Origin of the sequence: Klebsiella huaxiensis, from assembly GCF_003261575.2 — a bacterium.
Lineage (GTDB): Bacteria > Pseudomonadota > Gammaproteobacteria > Enterobacterales > Enterobacteriaceae > Klebsiella > Klebsiella huaxiensis.
In genome coordinates, this window is record NZ_CP036175.1 from 3,434,893 (window position 1) to 3,454,698 (window position 19,806).

Sequence of the window (19,806 nt, forward strand, 5' to 3'; positions counted from 1 at the left end):
CGGGTGTTTATGGTAATGGGTAATAGCTGCTTTCCAGCTCACGCTGGATAATTATGTGTTTTGCTAGATCTTGCGCTTCGCTGATCTCTTCAGGTGTCATCAATAATTTTATTCTCAACTTACTTCGTACCGTCCCAGAAATTAGCGCCCATGCCCAAGCGTCAACAAGACTTTTCTCCGTCCCGCAGCCGTGGAAATAGAGTAGAGAAAGCGCATCTTGCGCGTCTTTATCTCCATTAAGTGCGGCCCATCCGCACCACGTAAAGCCTAGTGTCTCATCCTTTTCGACCCCTTCGTCACCTTGCAAATAAATTTCATGCAGCATAAATGCCGCATCGGCGGCATATTTACCCTGCTCAAATACCAGAGAGAGCCAGTAAACTGCCTGGCGCGCATCAGACAGATGATATTTATATAATTTACCAAGATTAAACTGGCTAGCGTTATCACCTTGTGCGGCCGCGAGCTTATACCATTCACATGCGATGGTATAATCCTGCTCAACACCAATACCATCATAATATTTATTGCCCAATTCAGACTGGGCAAGCGTGAATCCTAGTTTGGCTGCTTTTAAACACCATGCAAAAGATGTTATATTATTTTTTTCTACACCCAGCCCATCCCGATATAAAATGCTGAGATTATATTGTGCTGCGCTTTCTCCCTGCTCGGTAGCCCTGAGGTACCACTCCCTCGCCTGATGATAATCCTGCGCGACGCCCCAGCCATTAAAGTACATATTTCCCAGTTCAGTTTGCGCGGAATCATAACCACCCTCTGCGCTTTTAACGCACCAGACAAAAGCCTTAGCCAGATCCGCTTCAACGCCCGTTCCGTTACGCAACATCTTTGCTACTTCGAGCTGTGACCAGTTATGCCCCTGCTCAGCGGCTTTCAGATACCACTCAAACGCCAACATCTGATTCTGCTCGATACCAGAACCTGACTTATACATGAACCCCACACTATATTGCGACTTGTCATCGCCCTGCAGCGCGGCCTGCATAAACCATTTAAACGCTTCTTGCGCATTTGCCTCAACGCCAACGCCATCGCGATACAGGGTCCCCAGATTGTGCTGGGCAGAAATATGCCCTGACTCCGCCGCGCGGGTAAACCAGTACGCCGCCTGGGTATCGTCTTTTTCGACATCCGCGCCAATATAATATTTTTGTGCGAGCTTGTTATATGAAAAAACATGACCCTGTACTGCGGCGCTTAAATAGCTGCTAACGACCATTGATGATGCGTAACAATTATTCAGTACGTTCAGCGCATTAATTAGCTTGCGATAACTTTGTTTATGCACGGCGGCCAGTGCATGAAAACGGTCGGACAAAGACCACGTGCGGCGTTCTTTATCCGGTTTATATGACCATTCAACCAATTCTGCGAGCTGACATAAAAACGGTGCCGAAAGCGGAAGCCGGTCAACCTGCATCAGCAGCGCAAAATCGAACCACTTCTTACTTTTCTCGTTATCCCGTAAGGAATAATAGCTATCTTTAATTTTATCGCCGCATTCAACTTCATCACTAGCCGACATCCCGGCAAATAAATAAGGCGCTATTTCTGTTTCAATTTTACGATACAGAATACAGCCTTCGTTTATCGCCGTCTGGATACTGGCCTGAGCGCCCCCTGCAACCAGATGCCAGCGAAAGGTTTTTGCCGCGGCTAATACCAGTAACGGGCGCGATATCTGGTGCAGGTTGACCAGCAGCGCCTCCTCAAAACGTATGCGCGATTTGAGGTCCAGAAGTTCGAGTTCATACAAAGCGCTTTCTAGCTGCTTCTGCGCATTTTCCGGGAGCTTTTCATTCGCCAGAAACAGGCGCTCCAGAACATTTTGCCAGGTCAAAGACGCGCTCACCGCGCCCGGAGATCGAAGGCCGATTTGTACTCGTGGCTGAGGGATATCAGCAATATCTTGACGAATATTGATATTATCCCGTTCGGTGTGTTCTTCTTCATCAGGAAAGACATCGTCCTCCTCTTCCCAGTTCAGCGCCGCTTCATAGGCGTTACGTAGCCGCTGATACGCCTGAGGATCGTCTTCCGGACGATTGACCTTCACTAACTGCGCAAATCGCCGTTTAATTTCTCGCGACTCGGCTCCCGGCTCCAGGCCTAATATTTCCCAGCACGTCATACCTGTAAACCTCCCTTCCATAGCTCAGTATTCATCCCTTGATATAACCATAATTACCTTAACTGATATCTTCTAATATACTGATGGGCAATCTCTTCCGCTTCAGCTAAATCTCTAGCGGATAGTTTACGGCGAATTTCACCCTTATCCATTTTAGGATGCGGAGTCGCCGAAATAATTATCCATGCCCAGGCCAAAATATAGTTAGTATCGGTTCCAAAACCGTTAGCATACATAAATGCAACCATATTTTGCGCTCCGGTATGCTTGAGCTTTGCCGCTTTTTCATACCAAAATAGACCAGCATCATAATCCCGCTCGATCGTATCCTCTCCGCCAATGTAGATTTTGCCCAGCATAACTGCCGCATCAACGTTCTCATGCTGCCCTGCTGCCGTAAACCAGAATATGGACTTCTGTATATCTCGGGGCACTCCAGTTCCTTCAAAATACATAAAGCCTAATTTAAACTGAGCATCGCCATATTCCTGCTCGGCCGATTTCGTTAACCAATATCGCGCCTTTGCATAATCAGGCTGCATGATTTCAGCATCACTGTATAACTGCCCAAGATTATATTGGGCAACAGCATCCCCTTGCTCTGCGGATCTGGAGTACCATTCAATAACCATCTGAAAATTTTGCTCAATGCCACGTCCGTGATAATACATCATTGCGACTTCGTTCTGTGCAGGTGCATATCCTTGCCGTGCGGCTTTAAGAAAATAATCATAGGCTAATGGATAGTTAATGGGGCCAGACAGGCCATCACGATAAAATATACCTAGATTATATTGGGCAACATCACAATGTTGCTCAGCAGCTAAAGTGAACCATCTCAACGCCTGCTGGTAATTTCTGCTGCCTGTTGTTTCGTTATAATACAACCAGCCCAGATGGTTTTGGGCATGAGCGAACCCCTGTTGCGCCGCTTTCTGAAACCAATAAAATGCCTTTACATAATCTTGCATACCCGAGGCTTCGTAGATATAAATTCGACCAAGATCGTATTGTGCATAGACATTTTCTTGCACTGCGCTCTTCATTAACCAATAGATAGCCTGTTGAAAATCCTGAGTTGTTCCTTTACCTTCGCGGTAGCAAACGCCTAATGAATGCTGTGCATCGGCATGCCCCTGTTTTGCTGCACAGGAGAACCAGAAGAAAGCACGATTATCATCCTGCCCGACATCCTCTCCCTGCTCATAGAGCAGTCCGAGGTTATAGCGTGATATCGCATGCTTTTGCTCCGCCGCTTTGGCATAACTCACTAATGTTTTCGATGTAGGATAAACGCCGTCGGCGGCGCTAATGGCTACGCAAAGTTTTTCATACCCCAGCGGGTGGATTATCTCTAACGCATAAAAACGTTCAGCAAGTGACCAGCAACGAATACTTTTATCCGGCTTAACTGACCATTCAAGCATCTCAACTAAAAAGCCCAGAAATGCACTGGAGAGATCGTATCTGGCGATTTGCATTAACACGGCGGCATCAAACCAGGGCCGATTTTCCGCATCATCAACATAGTTCTGATAAATACGTTTAAGGCGATCACCGCTTTCAATTTCATCAATCGCCGACATATCAGCAAAAAATAGCGGTGCAATTTCCGCTTCAATCAGCAACCAAAGCGTGCGCTTGTCATTAATGACGCAGCAGGCGGCCTGATGATTGCCCACGGACGTCAAATACCATTTAAATTTTTCTGCTGCCGCCAGCGTCAGCAAAGGACGAAATACCCGACTCAAATTTAAAGCCAGATGTTCCTCAAACTGTAAACGTGATTTCAGGTCGGAATAAGAAAGCCTGGCGACAGCGTCGGCTAACTGGGCTTCAGCCTGCTGAGGCTTGCTCTCGTTGGCTAAGAACAGATCGTCAAGCACGCTTTGCCAGCTTAGCGTCGCGCTTACCACGATGGGCTGTTGATGATGGCTCCGGGCTGATATATTTAATGTCGGAAATCTAATACGCGTGGGTGTGACGCGCTTCGACACCTCCTCTTCATCGTCCCACACATCGCCATCGCTAATTGGATTCTCTTCGCAAGATAGCGCCTTCTCGTAGGCATCGCGTAATCTCTGGTAGACAACCGGATCATTCTCAGGGCGGTTAATCTTCACTAACTGCGCAAATCGGCGTTTAATTTCACGTGGTTCAGCACCCGGCGTCAGGCCTAATATTTCCCAGCACGTCATCTCAGAACTCCTTTTCTTCTTTCACCTTTATTTAAGCCGAAATATCCGCCGATACCTTGCAGCCATCGCTTGCGCTTCCGTCATCTCCTCAGCGGATAATTTTTGCCGCACGGTTTCTTTATCGATATACGGATTATCGCCTCCGGCTATAATGACCCACGCCCAGGCCTCAAGATAGCTCTGCTCTTTACCCATCCCGAGGGCATACATCGCTGCGAATTTTCCCTGCGCCTGGACGGAACCTAATCTGGCCGCTTTTTCATACCAGTAGAAGGCATTATTTGGGTCTTTTTTCACACCATCTTTGCCGGCGGCATAAATCTCTGCGAGCATAAATGCCGCTTGCGCCACGCCCCGCTGAGCGGCTTCCGATAACCAGTGAACCGCCTGCTCAATATCAGCGGCAATATGTTCACTGCGGTAATAAAGACACCCCAGCTCAAACATCGCCTCGCCAGATCCCTGCTCCGCTGCTTTGCTGTACCAGGTCAATGCTTTTTGACGATCGGGGGGCGCTAATTCCCCTTCACTATAGATTTTACCTAACCAATATTGCGCGTCGCCGTTATTCTGCTCTGCGGCTTTGGTATACCAGACCAGCGCCTGCTGCACATCACGTTCTACTGCTTGCCCATTGTAATACAGATGCGCCAGCTCAAGCTGGGCTGCGGCATTCCCCTGTAGCGCAGCCTGACGAAAAAGTCCAAATGCCCGCAGGCAATCCGTGTCGATACCGTCGCCGCCAAGACAGATAACGCCTATCGCATATTGCGCATAATCATCATTCTGTTCCGCCGCTCGGGAAAACCATAAAATTCCCTGCTGACGATTTTGGGTGACCCCAAAACCGCCTGTGTATAAACGACCCAGCGCATACTGCGCACTCGCATGGCCTTGCTCCGCCGCCCTGCTGTACCATTGAAACGCCGCGTTGTTATTGCGTTTTCGTTCATAAAGCTGGGCAAGATGATACTGAGCGGGCACCAGTCCCTGCTCTGCGGCGCGTAGATACCAGTGCATAGCCTGCGACTCATCTTGCAGAACGCCAAAACCACCGTAATACATTTTTCCGATGGAAAAACAGGCTTCGATATCGCCCTGCTCGGCGGCTTTAAGACGCGCAGACAAGACTTTCGAGACGTGATAACCATCCGATTCCAGCTGAAGCGCGCACACGACTTTTTGATACGCGGATTGATGAATGGATGCCAGAGCACAGAATCGCTCATTCAGATTCCAGACCAGTACCGACTTTTCCTCATCTAAACTTTGGGCTCTCTGTATTTTCTCCGTCTGCGTCGTCCACCTGATTTTTTCACTTATCATGCCCAGATAATCAGCAGAAAGCGCAAGCCCGGCTATTTTCAGCAGTACGGCGATATCAAACCATTGCAGGCTTTGCGCATCGTGCTCCAATGCGGCAAAAATATCGTAAAGTTTTTCACCGCACTCTACTTCCTCAATGCAGCTCATGCCGTTAAAGAAAAGCGGCGCGATATTCTGCGCAATACGCCGATAGATCAGACAATGGTCATTAATGGTGTTTTGTGCGCGGGTTTCTGTCTTATCCGTCACCAGATGCCATTTAAACTTTTCCGCCGCCGCCAGCATCAGCAGAGGGCGATGGTCCCGCGCCAACTTTGCCATCAGCGTAGTTTCAAATTGTAGCCGGGATTGCAGATCAAACGCGACGAGATCCACCAGCGCCCGCTCCAGCTGCAAGTCGGCAGCTTCTGGGAGGCGCTTATTTTCCACAAACAGGCTCTCCAACACCTCAGCCCAGCCATTCTCCCGGATAACCGGAGGTGGGGGGCTAACGGGCGTGACGCGCGGCAAAACAACTGGCCTGACGCCCGCGGTAGCGCCAGGCTCAACGTTTGGCTGCGAGCTGTGATCATCCGTAAAAGCCAGCGCCTGCTCATAGGCATCACGTAGCCGCTGATACGCCTGCGGATCCTCCTCTGGACGGTTGACCTTCACTCGTTGCGCAAAGCAGCGCTTAATTTCGCGCGCCCCGGCTCCCGGCGTCAGGCCTAATATTTCCCAGCAACTCATAGCAGCCGGTCCGTATCTATACTGTCGAGAATTTGATTAACCTGTTCACGAAAAGCAGCGATCCGATCGCTTTCCTGCATTTCCAGCAGATAGCTGAACTTCCGCGAGCACTCGCTGACCCATTCACGTGCATCGCCAAGGCTCAACTGGTAGAGATGATCGAGACGGGCCATCAGCGCCCGGTTCGCCTGTTCATCGCGCGGGTGAATTTTCAGCGTACTGAGTTTGGCCAGCGACAATTGAATCTGTTCTTCCGTCAACGTGCCCGGATGTTGTTCAATAAGCAGGCTGCTGCGATTACCAGTTAACGGTACATGAATATCAACATCGAGCAGCCCGTTAATGTCGTAGGTAAAACGCACCTCTATTTTGACCTCTCCTGCCGGTTTTGGCGGCACGGCGATAGAGAGTTCGGCCAGAAAGATATTATCTTCCACCATCCGGCTCTCGCCCTGGTAGATTTTAAAATCCACATTAGTCTGGTCGTCATTAACGGTATAAAAATTCCGCACCCGGCTACAGGGGATACTACGGTTGCGTTCAATAATCGGCGCAAAGTAACCCGACTCCCGCGTATGGCCCAGTGACCTTGAGGTATCGACGCCCAGGGTGTAAGGGCAAACATCGGTGATCACCACATCCTCAAGTTCACTCTTGCGCATCTTGAGCGCGGCCTGAATAGCCGCCCCCTGCGCTATCACCTCATCAGGATTCAGATGCATTGCCGGCAGGCGGCCAAAGAGCTGCGCCACTAGCCTGCGGATAAGCGGCATACGCGTCGTTCCGCCTACCAGAACAATCTGGTCCAGCTGCGAGATATCCAGCCGGGCATCGCGAATCGCCATTTCCAGCGGTTCCCGAATACGGGCAAAGAACGATTCCAGCAGTAGCTCAAAATCCGCCTCGGTGATTTCCCACTGATAGCGTTCACCCTCGATTTCTACACTAAAAATAGCCGTTTCTCGCAGACTCAGCGCCCGCTTAACCCGTTCGGCCTCCACCCGCAGTTGCCGTTGTAGGGTCGGCTCCCGCCATTCGATCTCTTCCGGGAATTCCTGCTGATGGCGAAAGGCCTCGACCAGAATATCCACGATATCCTCACCGCCGAGGAAGTTATCCCCGGCGCTGGCGCGCACTTCCATAATATTGTCGAATAATTCCAGAATAGAGACATCAAACGTACCGCCGCCAAGGTCGAAGACTAAAAACTGATGTTCATCTTCCTGATTGTGTAAGCCATAGGCCAGCGCGGCGGCCGTCGGTTCGTTAATTAAGCGCTCAACGGTCAGCCCGGCCATGCTGGCGGCGATTTTGGTCGCTTTACGCTGCACGTCGCTAAAGTAGGCGGGAACGCTAATCACTGCTTCAGTCACCGGTTCGCCCAAAAAATTCTCGGCATCTTCTTTTAGTTGACGCAGTACCAGCGAGGAAAGCTCCTCCGGGCGAAACGACTGCTTCCCCAACGTAATAGTCTGCGAAGTACCCATAATCCGCTTGAAGTTCGCCGCGCAGTTGGCCGGACGTACCAGTTGCAGGTCGCGGGCCGCTTCGCCCACCAGCACCATGCCGTCATCATCGACGCTCACCACACTCGGGGTGAGCAATTTACCCAACGCATTGGGAATTAATACCGCTTTTCCCTCCTGCCAGACCGCAACCAGACTGTTTGTTGTACCTAAATCTATTCCTATAATCATTTTTTCATCCCTGTGTTATCACTTTTCCAGACAGAACCAAATGCCGCTTTTATAAATATTACCGTAGTGCGTTCATAAATTTAATTATTATCAAATGAGACGGGTAGCAATAAGCTCCGACTCATTAAGGATGAGGGTGTTAAAGACATAAATAATTAATAACGTGAATATTTTGAAGCATTGCGCTTAGAGCGTAATTATCTTACAGCCTCACGTATCGCATCCAGAACCACTTTAAATGCCGGGTTATCATTATCCTCCCGCCACGCCAGCCAGAGTCGACTTTCGATCCCTGCGGGAAGAGCAACAGGCCGATAAACCATCTCTGAAAAAATAATACTCGTCGCACTCTTTGGTACCAGCGCACAGCCAATTCCGGCATTAACCAGCGACAAAATTGTCAGCGTCGACTCCAGATACTGCACATATTCTGGCTGGATCTCCGCAGAGCGAAACATCCCTGTTAATAGCTCATAAAAAGGCTGCCAGGAGGTCATGGCATACATAATGAGCGGCTGTTTCTCAAGGTCGGCCAATACAAGAGATTCACACTGCGCCAGAATATTATCGCGAGGAAGCGCCAGGACAAACGGCTCCTTGATTAACAGCTCGGTCTTCACGCCAGGCAGCACCAACGGTGCACGAACAATACCAATATCAGATTGACGCAGGCGCAGAGCCTCGAACTGTTCGCTAGTCGTCATTTCTTTGAGCGCGATGTCTATTTGCGGGAATCGCCGTTTTACTTCGGCAATCGTCCGCGGCAGAAAGGCATAAACCGCACTTGAAACAAAGCTTATCGTTAGCGCTCCAACCTCGCCCCTGGAGACTTTTTGCGCCGTCAAAGTCGCGGTATGCGCACGCTGTAGCAAGTCCTGCGCTTCGACCAAAAAACGCCTTCCTGCGGCGGTCAATACAACCGAGCGCGTCGAACGCTCAAACAGCTCAACGCCCAACTGATGCTCAAGAAGCTGGATCTGCCTGCTGAGCGGCGGCTGGGTCATATTTAAGCGCCGTGCTGCGCGCGAGAAGTTCAACTCGGTGGCTACCGCCATAAAGAAACGTAGCTGGCTCAACTCAAACATTTATACAAACCCGGTATAAATCAATCCTCTAATTGGATTAGACAGTATGAACCGTTCGTTGCACTCTGGTAAAGCCCTGATTCACACCATAAAAGGTTTATCTATGTCTGGATTACAAAACCCTGTTTCTACCCCGGTAGATCCGATCTGCAATGTCAAACTCTCCTCCGTAACCGTCCCGCTGACGACCGCCGTCAGTGACGCAAAAGTCCTCACCGGCAGGCAAAATGCGCTGCAAGATGTCGCCTTGTTAATTGCTGAGATTGAAACGGAGGAAGGCCTGAAGGGTCTTGGCTTCACCTATACGCTACGTACCGGCGGCCCGGCACAGTTTGCCCACGCGCGGGAAATCGCCCCTCTGCTGGTGGGGGAAGACCCTAACGATATCGCTCGCTTATGGAACAAAATGCTGTGGGCCGGAGCCTCCATTGGCCGTAGCGGCCTGGGCCCGCAGGCGATTGCCGCTTTTGATACCGCGTTGTGGGATCTCAAAGCCAAACGAGCCAGATTACCTCTGGCCAAACTGCTCGGCGCGCAGCGCAATGCGGTACGCTGCTACAACACTTCAGGTGGCTATCTGCAAGCCTCCGTTGACGAGATTCTGGATAAATCCGCCCAATCTCTCGCTCGAGGCATCGGTGGCATCAAAATGAAAGTCGGTCATCCCGACCGGCGTATCGACCTGGCTCGCGTTGCGGCGATTCGCCAGCATCTGGGGGATGATACTCCTCTGATGGTCGACGTTAACCAACAGTGGGATCGGACAACGGCATTACGAATGGGGCGGTCAATGGAGCAGTTCAATCTGCAATGGATTGAAGAGCCGCTCGATGCCTGGGATATCGAAGGCCACAAAATGCTCTCTTCGCAGCTTGATACACCGATTGGTACCGGGGAAATGCTGACCAGCGCCAGAGAAGTGGCCGACTATATCCGCAGCAACGCCGTCGACCTTGTGATGCACGATGCGCCACGCATCGGCGGCATCACGCCATTCCTGAAAGTCCAGAATATGGCGGAAGATTATGGTCTGATGATGGCTCCGCATTTTGTTATGGAAATTCATCTACACCTGGCCGCAGCATACGCGCATGAAACTTGGGTCGAACATTTCGAATGGCTGGAACCGGTATTCAACGAGCGTCTGGAAATACGCGACGGTCATATGATCGTTCCTGACCGCCATGGTCTTGGGCTAACGCTGCACGAGCAAACGACGGCCTGGACCGTTGCCCGCTTTGAAACGAATCCGAGGAGGTAAATAGAAAAATTCTGTCACCCTGAATCTCAGCATAAGTACTGGCAATTTTAATTTTTCTCTTTTTATTTTCCTTGATGGGGAAGGTCTGAATACGCCCCATCCTTTTATTAAAAACAATGGCACAGAATATTAAAACCAAATACTGACCTTTATCCGAGGTACCCAATGAGCGACTCTACAACGCCGATAGCAAAACAAAAAAGTCATACCCGATATATTATATTAATTATCGTTTTTTTAATTACGACCGTTAACTACGCGGACCGCGCAACATTATCTATTGCCGGGAGTTCCGTTGCCAGTGAGCTGGGTCTGGATCCCGGTGATATGGGACTCATTTTTTCCGCCTTCGGCTGGGCTTATCTTCTGATGCAGCTCCCCGGTGGCTGGCTACTGGATAAATACGGCTCGAAAAAGGTTTATACATGGAGCCTGTTTTTCTGGTCGCTGTTCACCTTTTTGCAGGGCTTTGTTGAATTTGTACCTGCCGTTTCCATGGTCACGACGCTATTTCTGCTCCGGTTTATGCTTGGATTCTCTGAAGCGCCCTCTTTTCCGGCCAATGCTCGCATCGTCGCCGCCTGGTTTCCGACACATGAGCGCGCCACCGCGTCAGCCTGTTTTAACGCCGGTCAATATTTCGCTCTCGCGTTATTCTCACCGCTATTAGGCTGGCTGACCTACGCATGGGGTTGGCAGCATGTTTTTACGGTAATGGGCGTGATTGGTTTTATCCTGACCATTATCTGGTCAAAATTTGTCTATAACCCGACAGAACATCCGTATATTTCCCAAAAGGAGCTGGATTATATCACCCAGGGTGGCGCAATTATCGATATGGATATGAAAAGCGCCCGTCCCAAAGTACCGCGTGCTGGCTGGAGGGCGATGAAACAAATGCTCTCCAGCCGCATGCTGATGGGGGTATTTTTTGGTCAGTACTTTATTAATACTATTACGTGGTTCTTTCTGACCTGGTTTCCCGTTTATCTGGTACAAGAGCGAGGAATGTCTATTCTTAAAGTAGGCTTTATTGCCTCGATCCCTGCAATTTGCGGCTTCATAGGCGGCATTTCCGGTGGCATTTGTTCCGACTGGCTATTAAAGAAAGGCCTCAGCCTGACCGCCGCGCGTAAAATTCCTATTGTTGCCGGGATGCTACTCGCAACTTCACTGATACTCTGTAACTACACGGATAACGAAATACTGGTCATCATCCTTATGGCGTTGGCCTTTTTCGGCAAAGGATTCGGCGCGCTGGGCTGGACGGTGATTTCCGATATGGCGCCGAAAGAAGCCGCAGGGATGTGCGGAGGAATGTTTAACGCCTTCGGTAACGTCGCATCTATCGTCACGCCTTTGGTGATCGGCTATTTAGTTAAAGAATTGCACTCGTTCAATAGCGCATTGGTTTTTGTCAGCGCATCTGCGGTAGCAGCAATGCTCTGCTATCTGCTGGTTGTCGGTAAAATTTCACGAGTGGAATTACGCTCCTGACATCCTTTTTCTGCCCCGGCGATGCCAACTGCCGGGGCAGAAAACTCATGCTGTCGCCTCTCCGCCCGTCTCATCCGCTGGCCGGGATTTCTTCGCCGTACGCTTGCGAGGAACGCTCTTCTTCTTACCATCGCCCGGCGCGACAATGCCGCGGAAGCGGCGTACCGGAGTACTGCGCGCCTGGTCGATAAGCTGGAACAACGTGCCTACCAGCGGTTGCATAAAGTCCTGATAGCGGCACTGCTTTTCACTGATTTGCGTCAGGATCGACTCCCAGTGGGCGGTCATATCCGGACGGGTTGCCATTTCGGGCAGCGAATGGAAAAGCGCCTTCCCGGCATCGGTCGAATGAATATAGCGCCCCTTCTTGGTTAAGAAACCGCGCTTAAACAGCAGCTCGATAATCCCGGCGCGGGTTGCCTCCGTACCCAGACCATCCGTCGCACGCAGGATCTTCTTCAGATCCTTATCCTGCACGAAGCGGGCTATCCCGGTCATCGCCGACAAAATCGTCGCATCGGTGAAATGACGCGGCGGCTGGGTCTGACGTTCCACGACTTCGCCCTTTTCGCACAACAGTTCGTCATTTTTAGCCACCACTGGCAGCGGTGTCCCATCGTTTTCCTCATCGCGCTCTTTATTGCCCAGCAGCGTTCGCCAACCGGCTTCCGCCAGGAAACGGGCTTTGGCGATAAATTTGCCGTTGGCGATATCGAGATCGATCTGGCATTTGCGAAACACCGCATCCGGGCAAAACTGCATCAGGTACTGACGAGCAACCAGGCCGTAGACCTTTTCTTCGTTGTCGCTGAGCTTCACCTGTGAGCTGCGCGCGGTGGGAATGATAGCGTGGTGCGCATCGACCTTTTTATCATCCCAGCAGCGGTTGCGGATCTCCGGGTCCACCACCGGCTGCGGTAGCAGGTCTGCCGCGTGCACGCTAATGGCGTTCAGCACCGCATGACGACCGGCAAAATGCTCTTCTGGCAGATAGCGGCTATCCGAACGCGGATAGGTAATGAGTTTGTGGGTTTCATACAGCTTCTGGCAGATATCCAGCACGTTCTGCGCGCTAAAACCAAAGCGCTTCGCGGCTTCAATCTGTAGCGCGGAAAGCGAGAACGGCAGCGGCGCAGGCTCGGAATCCCGCTTGTCGTTATAAGCGGTCACCGTCGCCGGTTGGCCTTCAATGCGCTTAACAACGTGTTCGGCAAGCGGGCGGTGGAGCAAGCGCCCCTCTTCGTCCTGATATGACTCACAGGCTTCGCTTGGTACCCAGTTAGCGACAAAGCGTTCATCCTTCGGCGTGACGATATGCGCCTTCACGTCGAAGAAATCTTTAGCGACGAAGTTTTCAATCTCTTCATCGCGGCGCACCACCAGGCCAAGCACCGGAGTCTGCACGCGCCCGACGGATAACACTCCCTGATAACCCGCGTTACGACCGAGAATAGTATAGGCGCGAGTCATGTTGATCCCGTACAACCAGTCGGCGCGAGCGCGGGCCAGCGCCGAGACGCACAGCGGAATAAATTCACTGTTGGCACGCAGGCGGTTTATCGCCCGCTCTACCGCCTGCGGGTTAAGGTCGTTAATCAGGCAGCGCTGTACCTGCTGGCGCTTTTCCGGCGCCAGCTGCAGATAATCCAGTACCTCATCTACCAGCAGTTGACCTTCCCTGTCCGGGTCACCCGCGTGAATCACTTCCTGGGCATCACCGAGCAGGCGCTTAATCACGTTAAGCTGTTTGGTCACAGACGGTTTGGGTTGAAGCTGCCACTTCTCAGGCACGATGGGCAGGTCGAGCAGGTTCCAGCGCGCATAGCGCCCGTCATAGACGTCAGGCTGCGCCTGCTCCAGTAGATGGCCGATACACCAGGTGACCACCTGTCCGTCACCGCACTCAATGTAGCCGTCGCCTTTGCGATGCGGCTTTGGCAGCACCTCAGCGATGGCGCGCCCGAGACTTGGTTTTTCCGCAATAAACAGCCGCATGAAATCAACGGATCTCGATCATTGGGCGACCGCCGCGGGCGGTGACCAGCTCGCCGATGGCGGCAAGCGTAATACCGTACTCAGCCGCCGCGGCCTGAACCTCAGCTTCCGCATCCGGCGTTACCGCCAGCAACAGACCGCCGGAGGTCTGCGGGTCGCACAGCAAATCGCGCCACTCTGGCGGCATTTCGCCCATCAGATGACCGTAGCTGGCAAAGTTACGCCCGGTACCGCCCGGCACCGCGCCCGCTGCAATATACGCTTCCACACCAGGTAGTTTCGGGATATCGGCGTAAGTTAGCTGCGCCTGTACACCCGCGCCACGGCACACTTCGCTCAGGTGGCCAAGCAGCCCAAAGCCGGTGACGTCGGTCATCGCTTTTACACTTTCAATGTTGGCAAACGCTGAACCAACGAGGTTCATCTGGCACATGGTTTCCGTCGCCAGCCCCTGATGCTCAGGCTTCAAGAGCGATTTTTTCTCGGCGGTAGTCAGCACGCCGATACCCAGCGGTTTAGTGAGATACAGTTTGCAGCCTGCCTGAGCGGTGCTGTTTTTCTTCACCCGCTCGGTCGGCACCACGCCGGTCACCGCGAGACCGAAAATAGGTTCCGGGGCATCAATCGAGTGGCCGCCCGCAAGAGCAATGCCCGCCTGCTGGCAAGCAAAGCGCCCGCCATCGACGACCTGACGAGCGATTTCCGGTGCCAGGGTATTAATCGGCCAGCCGAGAATGGCGATCGCCATGATCGGTTTACCGCCCATCGCGAAAATATCGCTGATGGCGTTGGTGGCGGCAATGCGCCCGAAGTCGAATGGGCTATCGACGATCGGCATAAAAAAGTCGGTGGTGCTGACAATTGACGTGCCGTTGCCGAGGTCATATACGGCTGCATCATCGCTGGTCTCATTGCCCACCAGCAGATTCGGATCGATAAACTTCGCCTGGTCACTCTGCAGAATCGTTTCCAACACTTTAGGGGAAATTTTACACCCGCAACCGGCTCCGTGGCTGTATTGCGTTAAACGAATAGCTTGCTCGCTCATGGACATCTCCTGTCATTGCAATCCCGCTATGGTAGCGCCCAAATGCCAAGGTGATAAGTACGACAGTCCTAAATCGCGCATAGTTGCTCATTAAGCAGACAAAAAACCGATTTTGCGATACAGAACCCTTTTTTTAACGCCATTTTAACCTCTACTAAAAAATGACAGAAATGTGACAAAAATAATTCTGTTTCATCTGGACATATAACAACGTAAGGAAATTTTAATGAAAAAGCGCGTTCTCGCCCTTTGCCTGGCCAGTTTCTTCTCCATTAACGCTTTCGCCCTGGCTCCAGCCGGTAACGACGTCACCACTAAACCCGATCTCTACTATCTGACCAATGCTCAGGCCATTGATAGCCTGGCGCTGCTGCCACCGCCACCGGAAGTAGGAAGCATCGCATTTTTAAACGATCAGGCGATGTATGAAAAAGGCCGTCTGCTGCGCGGCACCGAGCGCGGTAAATTAGCCGTGGAAGACGCGAATCTGAGCGGCGGCGGCGTGGCCAATGCCTTCTCTGGCGCCTTCGGTTCGCCCATTACCGCGAAAGATGCGCCGGAGCTGCATAAGTTACTGACCAATATGATTGAAGATGCCGGGGACCTGGCGACGCGCGGCGCGAAAGAGAAGTATATGCGTATTCGGCCATTTGCGTTTTACGGCGTCGCCACCTGTAACACCACGGAACAGGATGCGCTGTCGAAAAACGGCTCCTATCCTTCCGGCCACACCTCTATCGGCTGGGCCACGGCGCTGGTGCTGGCTGAGGTCAATCCACAGCGGCAAAACGAAATTCTTAAACGCGGATTTGAGCTGGGTGAGAGCCGGGTTATTTGCGGTTATCACTGGCAGAGCGACGTAGACGCGGCGCGGATTGTCGGTTCGGCAGTGGTCGCCACGCTGCATACCAATCCGGCCTTCCAGCAACAGCTGCAGAAAGCGAAAGACGAATTCGCTAAACAGCAGAAGTAACTTCGTCGCCGTTGGAACCCCGGAGACGGCGCTTGACGCGCCCTGTCCGGGCTACGGTTCCAAAGCACAGGCCGGGTCAGGCGCTAGCCGCCACCCGGCAAAACGCGGATGCAGTTAGAAGTGCGTCACAAACGGCGTGGTATCCGGCAGCGCGAAGCTGGTTGAGGCTTTGAGTTGCGGCGTCCCCAGATAGAGAAAACCAACAATTTTATCCTGCTCACGACAGGCAAAGCCTTCACGTACTACCGGGCTCTCGGTTAACGCACCGCTGCGCCAGATGCCGTTAAAGCCTTGCGCGACGGCCGCCATCTGCATGGCCATGACCGCGCACCCCGCCGACATCTCCTGTTCCCACTTCGGCACCTTAGGGTGATCTTCACAGTGTGCCACCACGGTAATAATCAGCGGTGCACGAAACGGCGCGCTACGGGCCTTCTCAATCGCCTTCTCATCTGCTCCTGCCGCCACCGCACCTTTTTCCAGTAGCTGGCTAAAGCGCTCGCGCCCTTCATCGGCAATAATAAAGAAACGCCACGGTTGCAGCGTTCCGTGGTCCGGCGCGCGCAGGCCAGCGCGAAGGATATTTTCCAGCTGTTCACCTGCCGGGGCCGGGTCAATCAGACGTGAAGCGCTGCGGCGATTAACCAGTAGTTCGAGAGCATCCATCTGTGTAACTCCTGTGATGTGATTTTTCATAAAATTAACATGCGCAAGGATTTTGTTACAGCCCGATGGGTGATTCCTGCTGACAACCGTCGGCACTCTCTTTAGGATAGCCAGACGCGGCGGCCCTTGCGGCTCGCCCATTTTTGATAATGCTTAGGGAGAATACATGCGAACTCTTTGGCGACTGCTCGCCGGAATTTTTAAATGGACATGGCGAGTACTCAACTTCATTCGCCAGCTCGCACTGAACGTGGTTTTCCTGGTGCTGGTGCTGGCCTGCGTCGGCATCTGGGCCCAGTTCAGCACCACCACAACGGAACACACCACTCGCGGCGCGCTGTTGATGGATATCACCGGCGTGGTGGTCGATAAACCTTCAGCCAGCAGCAAACTAGGGGTTATTGGTCGTCAGCTGTTTGGCGCCAGCTCCGATCGTCTGCAGGAAAACTCACTGTTCGATATTGTGCAAACCATTCGTCAGGCGAAAGATGACCGGAACATCACCGGTATCGTGCTGGATCTGAAGAATTTTGCTGGTGGCGATCAGCCCTCGATGCAGTATATCGGCAAAGCGCTGCGCGAATTCCGCGACAGCGGTAAGCCAGTTTATGCCGTTGGCAGCAGCTACAGCCAGGGTCAGTACTATCTGGCCAGCTTCGCCAATAAAATCTGGCTCTCACCGCAGGGCGAAGTAGATCTGCACGGTTTTGCCACCAACGGCCTGTACTATAAATCCCTGCTCGACAAGCTCAAAGTCTCGACCCACGTTTTCCGCGTCGGCACCTATAAGTCAGCGGTAGAACCGTTTATCCGCGACGATATGTCTCCGGCGGCGCGCGAAGCGGATAGCCGCTGGATTGGTGAGCTGTGGCAAAACTACCTCAACACCATCGCCGCTAACCGCCAGATTACCACTCAGCAGCTGTTCCCCGGCGCTCAGGGCGTGATTGACGGACTGCGTAAAGTCGATGGCGACACGGCAAAATATGCGCTGGATAACAAGCTGGTTGATGAGCTGGGCACCTCCACGGATGTGGAAAAAGCGCTGACCAAGCAGTTTGGCTGGAGCAAAGCGGATAACAACTACAGCGCTATCAGCTACTACGATTACACGGTGAAAACGCCTGCCGATCAGGGCTCCGCGATTGCAGTTATCTTTGCTAACGGCGCGATAATGGATGGCGAAGAAACGCCGGGTAACGTTGGTGGCGATACCACCGCCGCACAAATCCGCGATGCGCGTCTGGATCCGAAAGTTAAAGCTATCGTTCTGCGGGTCAACAGCCCTGGCGGCAGCGTCAGCGCCTCAGAGGTGATTCGCGAAGAGCTGGCTGCGGCAAAAGCGGCAGGTAAACCCGTCGTCGTCTCCATGGGCGGCATGGCCGCTTCCGGCGGTTACTGGATCTCAACCCCGGCGGATTACATTGTGGCGAACCCAAGCACCCTCACCGGCTCCATCGGTATCTTTGGGGTGATTAATACCGTCGAGAATACGCTGGGGTCGATTGGCGTACACACCGACGGCGTGGCAACCTCGCCGCTGGCCGATGTCTCCACCACCAAAGCCCTGCCGCCAGAAGTGCAGCAACTGATGCAGTTGACCATCGAAAATGGCTATAAGCGCTTCATCACCCTGGTGGCGACCGCGCGTAAGAGCACGCCGGAAAAAATTGACCAAATCGCTCAGGGCCACGTCTGGACGGGTGAAGATGCGAAGGCTAACGGCCTGGTCGATGGCCTCGGCGACTTCGACGACGCAGTGGCGAAAGCTGCAGAGCTGGCGAAGCTGAAACAGTGGCATATCAATTACTATCAGGAAGATCCCACTTTCTTCTCAATGATGGTAGATAGCCTGACCGGTTCGGTCCGCGCAGCGCTGCCGGCAGCAGTACAGGCGTATCTGCCTGCGCCGGTAGCCGCGGCGGCTAACGCGGTGAAAACCGAGAGCGACAAGCTGGCGGCGTTCAACGATCCGCAAAACCGTTACGCTTTCTGCTTAACCTGCGCCAATATTCGTTAATCCTCTGCCGCCCCAATCACGGGGCGGCATTTATACACTTCATCCATTACACACGAAAGCAGCCAACGCACATGCAACTTGCAGCGTGTCGGGTATATACTTCGCCGGTCCATGTATAACCTAAGCGATGCTATGCAGAAGAAATCTATTTACGTTGCCTATACCGGCGGCACCATTGGTATGCAGCGTTCTGAACACGGCTACATTCCCGTTTCCGGTCATTTACAGCGCCAGCTGGCGTTAATGCCCGAGTTCCACCGCCCGGAGATGCCGGACTTTACCATCCATGAATACGCCCCGCTGATGGACTCTTCCGATATGACGCCGGAGGACTGGCAGCATATCGCCGACGATATTCGCGACCACTATGACCAGTACGATGGTTTCGTGATCCTTCACGGTACGGATACTATGGCGTTTACCGCCTCGGCGCTCTCCTTCATGCTGGAGAATCTGGGGAAACCAGTCATTGTGACAGGGTCACAAATCCCTTTGGCCGAGCTGCGCTCTGACGGACAGATTAATCTTCTTAACGCGCTGTACGTCGCCGCCAACTACCCGATTAATGAAGTGTCGTTGTTCTTCAATAACCGCCTCTATCGTGGTAACCGCACCACCAAAGCTCATGCCGATGGTTTTAATGCCTTCGCGTCGCCGAACCTCGCGCCGCTGCTGGAAGCGGGGATCCATATCCGCCGCCTCGGTACGCCTCCGGCCCCGCACGGCGTGGGCGAGCTAATCGTTCACCCAATTACCCCGCAACCGATTGGCGTGGTAACGATTTATCCCGGTATTTCCGCCGATGTAGTACGCAACTTCCTGCTCCAGCCGGTAAAAGCGCTCATTCTGCGCTCGTATGGTGTAGGTAACGCTCCGCAAAACGGCGAGTTTATCCAGGTGCTGACCGAAGCCAGCCAGCGCGGCATCGTGGTGATTAATTTGACCCAGTGTATGTCCGGCAAAGTGAATATGGGCGGTTATGCCACCGGTAATGCCCTTGCGCAAGCAGGCGTGATTAGCGGTTTCGATATGACCGTTGAAGCCACGCTGACCAAGCTACACTATTTGCTGAGCCAGAATCTGGACGTTGCGGCTATCCGTAGCGCGATGCAGGAAAACCTGCGTGGCGAACTGACCCCCGATGAGTAAGGAGATG

The 19,806-nt window shown here is 52.7% G+C and carries 13 protein-coding genes; 5 read left to right on the top strand and 8 right to left on the bottom strand.

Annotated features, from left to right (window positions below; genetic code table 11):
• Positions 1-7: 7 nt before the first annotated feature.
• The 5 genes from DA718_RS16550 to DA718_RS16570 form a co-directional block, all read right to left on the bottom strand.
• Positions 8-2,155 (bottom strand): J domain-containing protein, encoded by a 2,148-nt coding sequence (locus DA718_RS16550; RefSeq protein WP_167492782.1) that lies wholly within the window; start codon positions 2,153-2,155, stop codon positions 8-10.
• A gap of 53 nt (positions 2,156-2,208) precedes the next feature.
• Positions 2,209-4,353 (bottom strand): J domain-containing protein, encoded by a 2,145-nt coding sequence (locus tag DA718_RS16555; RefSeq protein WP_112217035.1) that lies wholly within the window; start codon positions 4,351-4,353, stop codon positions 2,209-2,211.
• A gap of 27 nt (positions 4,354-4,380) precedes the next feature.
• The gene (locus DA718_RS16560; RefSeq protein ID WP_112217036.1) at positions 4,381-6,408 is read right to left on the bottom strand and encodes a J domain-containing protein; all 2,028 of its coding nucleotides are present in this window, start codon (positions 6,406-6,408) and stop codon (positions 4,381-4,383) included.
• Entirely contained in the window at positions 6,405-8,105 is a 1,701-nt protein-coding gene (locus DA718_RS16565; protein ID WP_112217037.1) for a molecular chaperone HscC, read from the bottom strand. Before DA718_RS16565 ends, DA718_RS16560 begins: the two co-directional genes overlap by 4 nt.
• Before the next feature lie 197 nt (positions 8,106-8,302).
• Entirely contained in the window at positions 8,303-9,190 is an 888-nt protein-coding gene (locus DA718_RS16570) for a LysR family transcriptional regulator (RefSeq protein ID WP_112217038.1), read from the bottom strand.
• A gap of 103 nt (positions 9,191-9,293) precedes the next feature.
• On the opposite strand from DA718_RS16570, the gene DA718_RS16575 reads away from it, so the two are divergent.
• The gene (locus DA718_RS16575) at positions 9,294-10,451 is read left to right on the top strand and encodes an L-talarate/galactarate dehydratase (RefSeq protein WP_112217039.1); all 1,158 of its coding nucleotides are present in this window, start codon (positions 9,294-9,296) and stop codon (positions 10,449-10,451) included.
• A 165-nt stretch (positions 10,452-10,616) separates the two neighbouring features.
• Positions 10,617-11,948 (top strand): MFS transporter, encoded by a 1,332-nt coding sequence (locus DA718_RS16580; protein ID WP_112217040.1) that lies wholly within the window; start codon positions 10,617-10,619, stop codon positions 11,946-11,948.
• A gap of 45 nt (positions 11,949-11,993) precedes the next feature.
• Here DA718_RS16580 and DA718_RS16585 read toward each other — a convergent pair whose 3' ends face one another.
• A complete protein-coding gene (locus DA718_RS16585) occupies positions 11,994-13,943 on the bottom strand; it encodes a DNA topoisomerase III (protein ID WP_112217041.1) in 1,950 nt (649 codons plus the stop codon).
• 4 nt (positions 13,944-13,947) lie between these two features.
• Complete coding sequence (gene selD, locus DA718_RS16590; RefSeq protein WP_112217042.1) at positions 13,948-14,991, bottom strand: selenide, water dikinase SelD; 1,044 nt, start codon at positions 14,989-14,991, stop codon at positions 13,948-13,950.
• Between the two features lie 226 nt (positions 14,992-15,217).
• On the opposite strand from selD, the gene phoC reads away from it, so the two are divergent.
• Positions 15,218-15,964 carry an acid phosphatase PhoC gene (gene phoC / locus DA718_RS16595; RefSeq protein ID WP_110273568.1) on the top strand — a complete coding sequence of 249 codons (747 nt, stop codon included), beginning with the start codon at positions 15,218-15,220 and terminating at the stop codon, positions 15,962-15,964.
• A 114-nt stretch (positions 15,965-16,078) separates the two neighbouring features.
• Here the strand turns inward: phoC and DA718_RS16600 are convergent, their stop codons facing one another.
• The gene (locus tag DA718_RS16600) at positions 16,079-16,630 is read right to left on the bottom strand and encodes an NAD(P)H nitroreductase (protein WP_112217043.1); all 552 of its coding nucleotides are present in this window, start codon (positions 16,628-16,630) and stop codon (positions 16,079-16,081) included.
• Between the two features lie 166 nt (positions 16,631-16,796).
• On the opposite strand from DA718_RS16600, the gene sppA reads away from it, so the two are divergent.
• Together sppA and ansA are read left to right on the top strand one after the other, a co-directional pair.
• Positions 16,797-18,650, top strand: a complete 1,854-nt coding sequence (gene sppA / locus DA718_RS16605) for a signal peptide peptidase SppA (RefSeq protein WP_112217044.1) — start codon at positions 16,797-16,799, stop codon at positions 18,648-18,650.
• A gap of 132 nt (positions 18,651-18,782) precedes the next feature.
• Entirely contained in the window at positions 18,783-19,799 is a 1,017-nt protein-coding gene (ansA, locus tag DA718_RS16610) for an asparaginase (RefSeq protein WP_112217062.1), read from the top strand.
• Positions 19,800-19,806 lie beyond the last annotated feature (7 nt).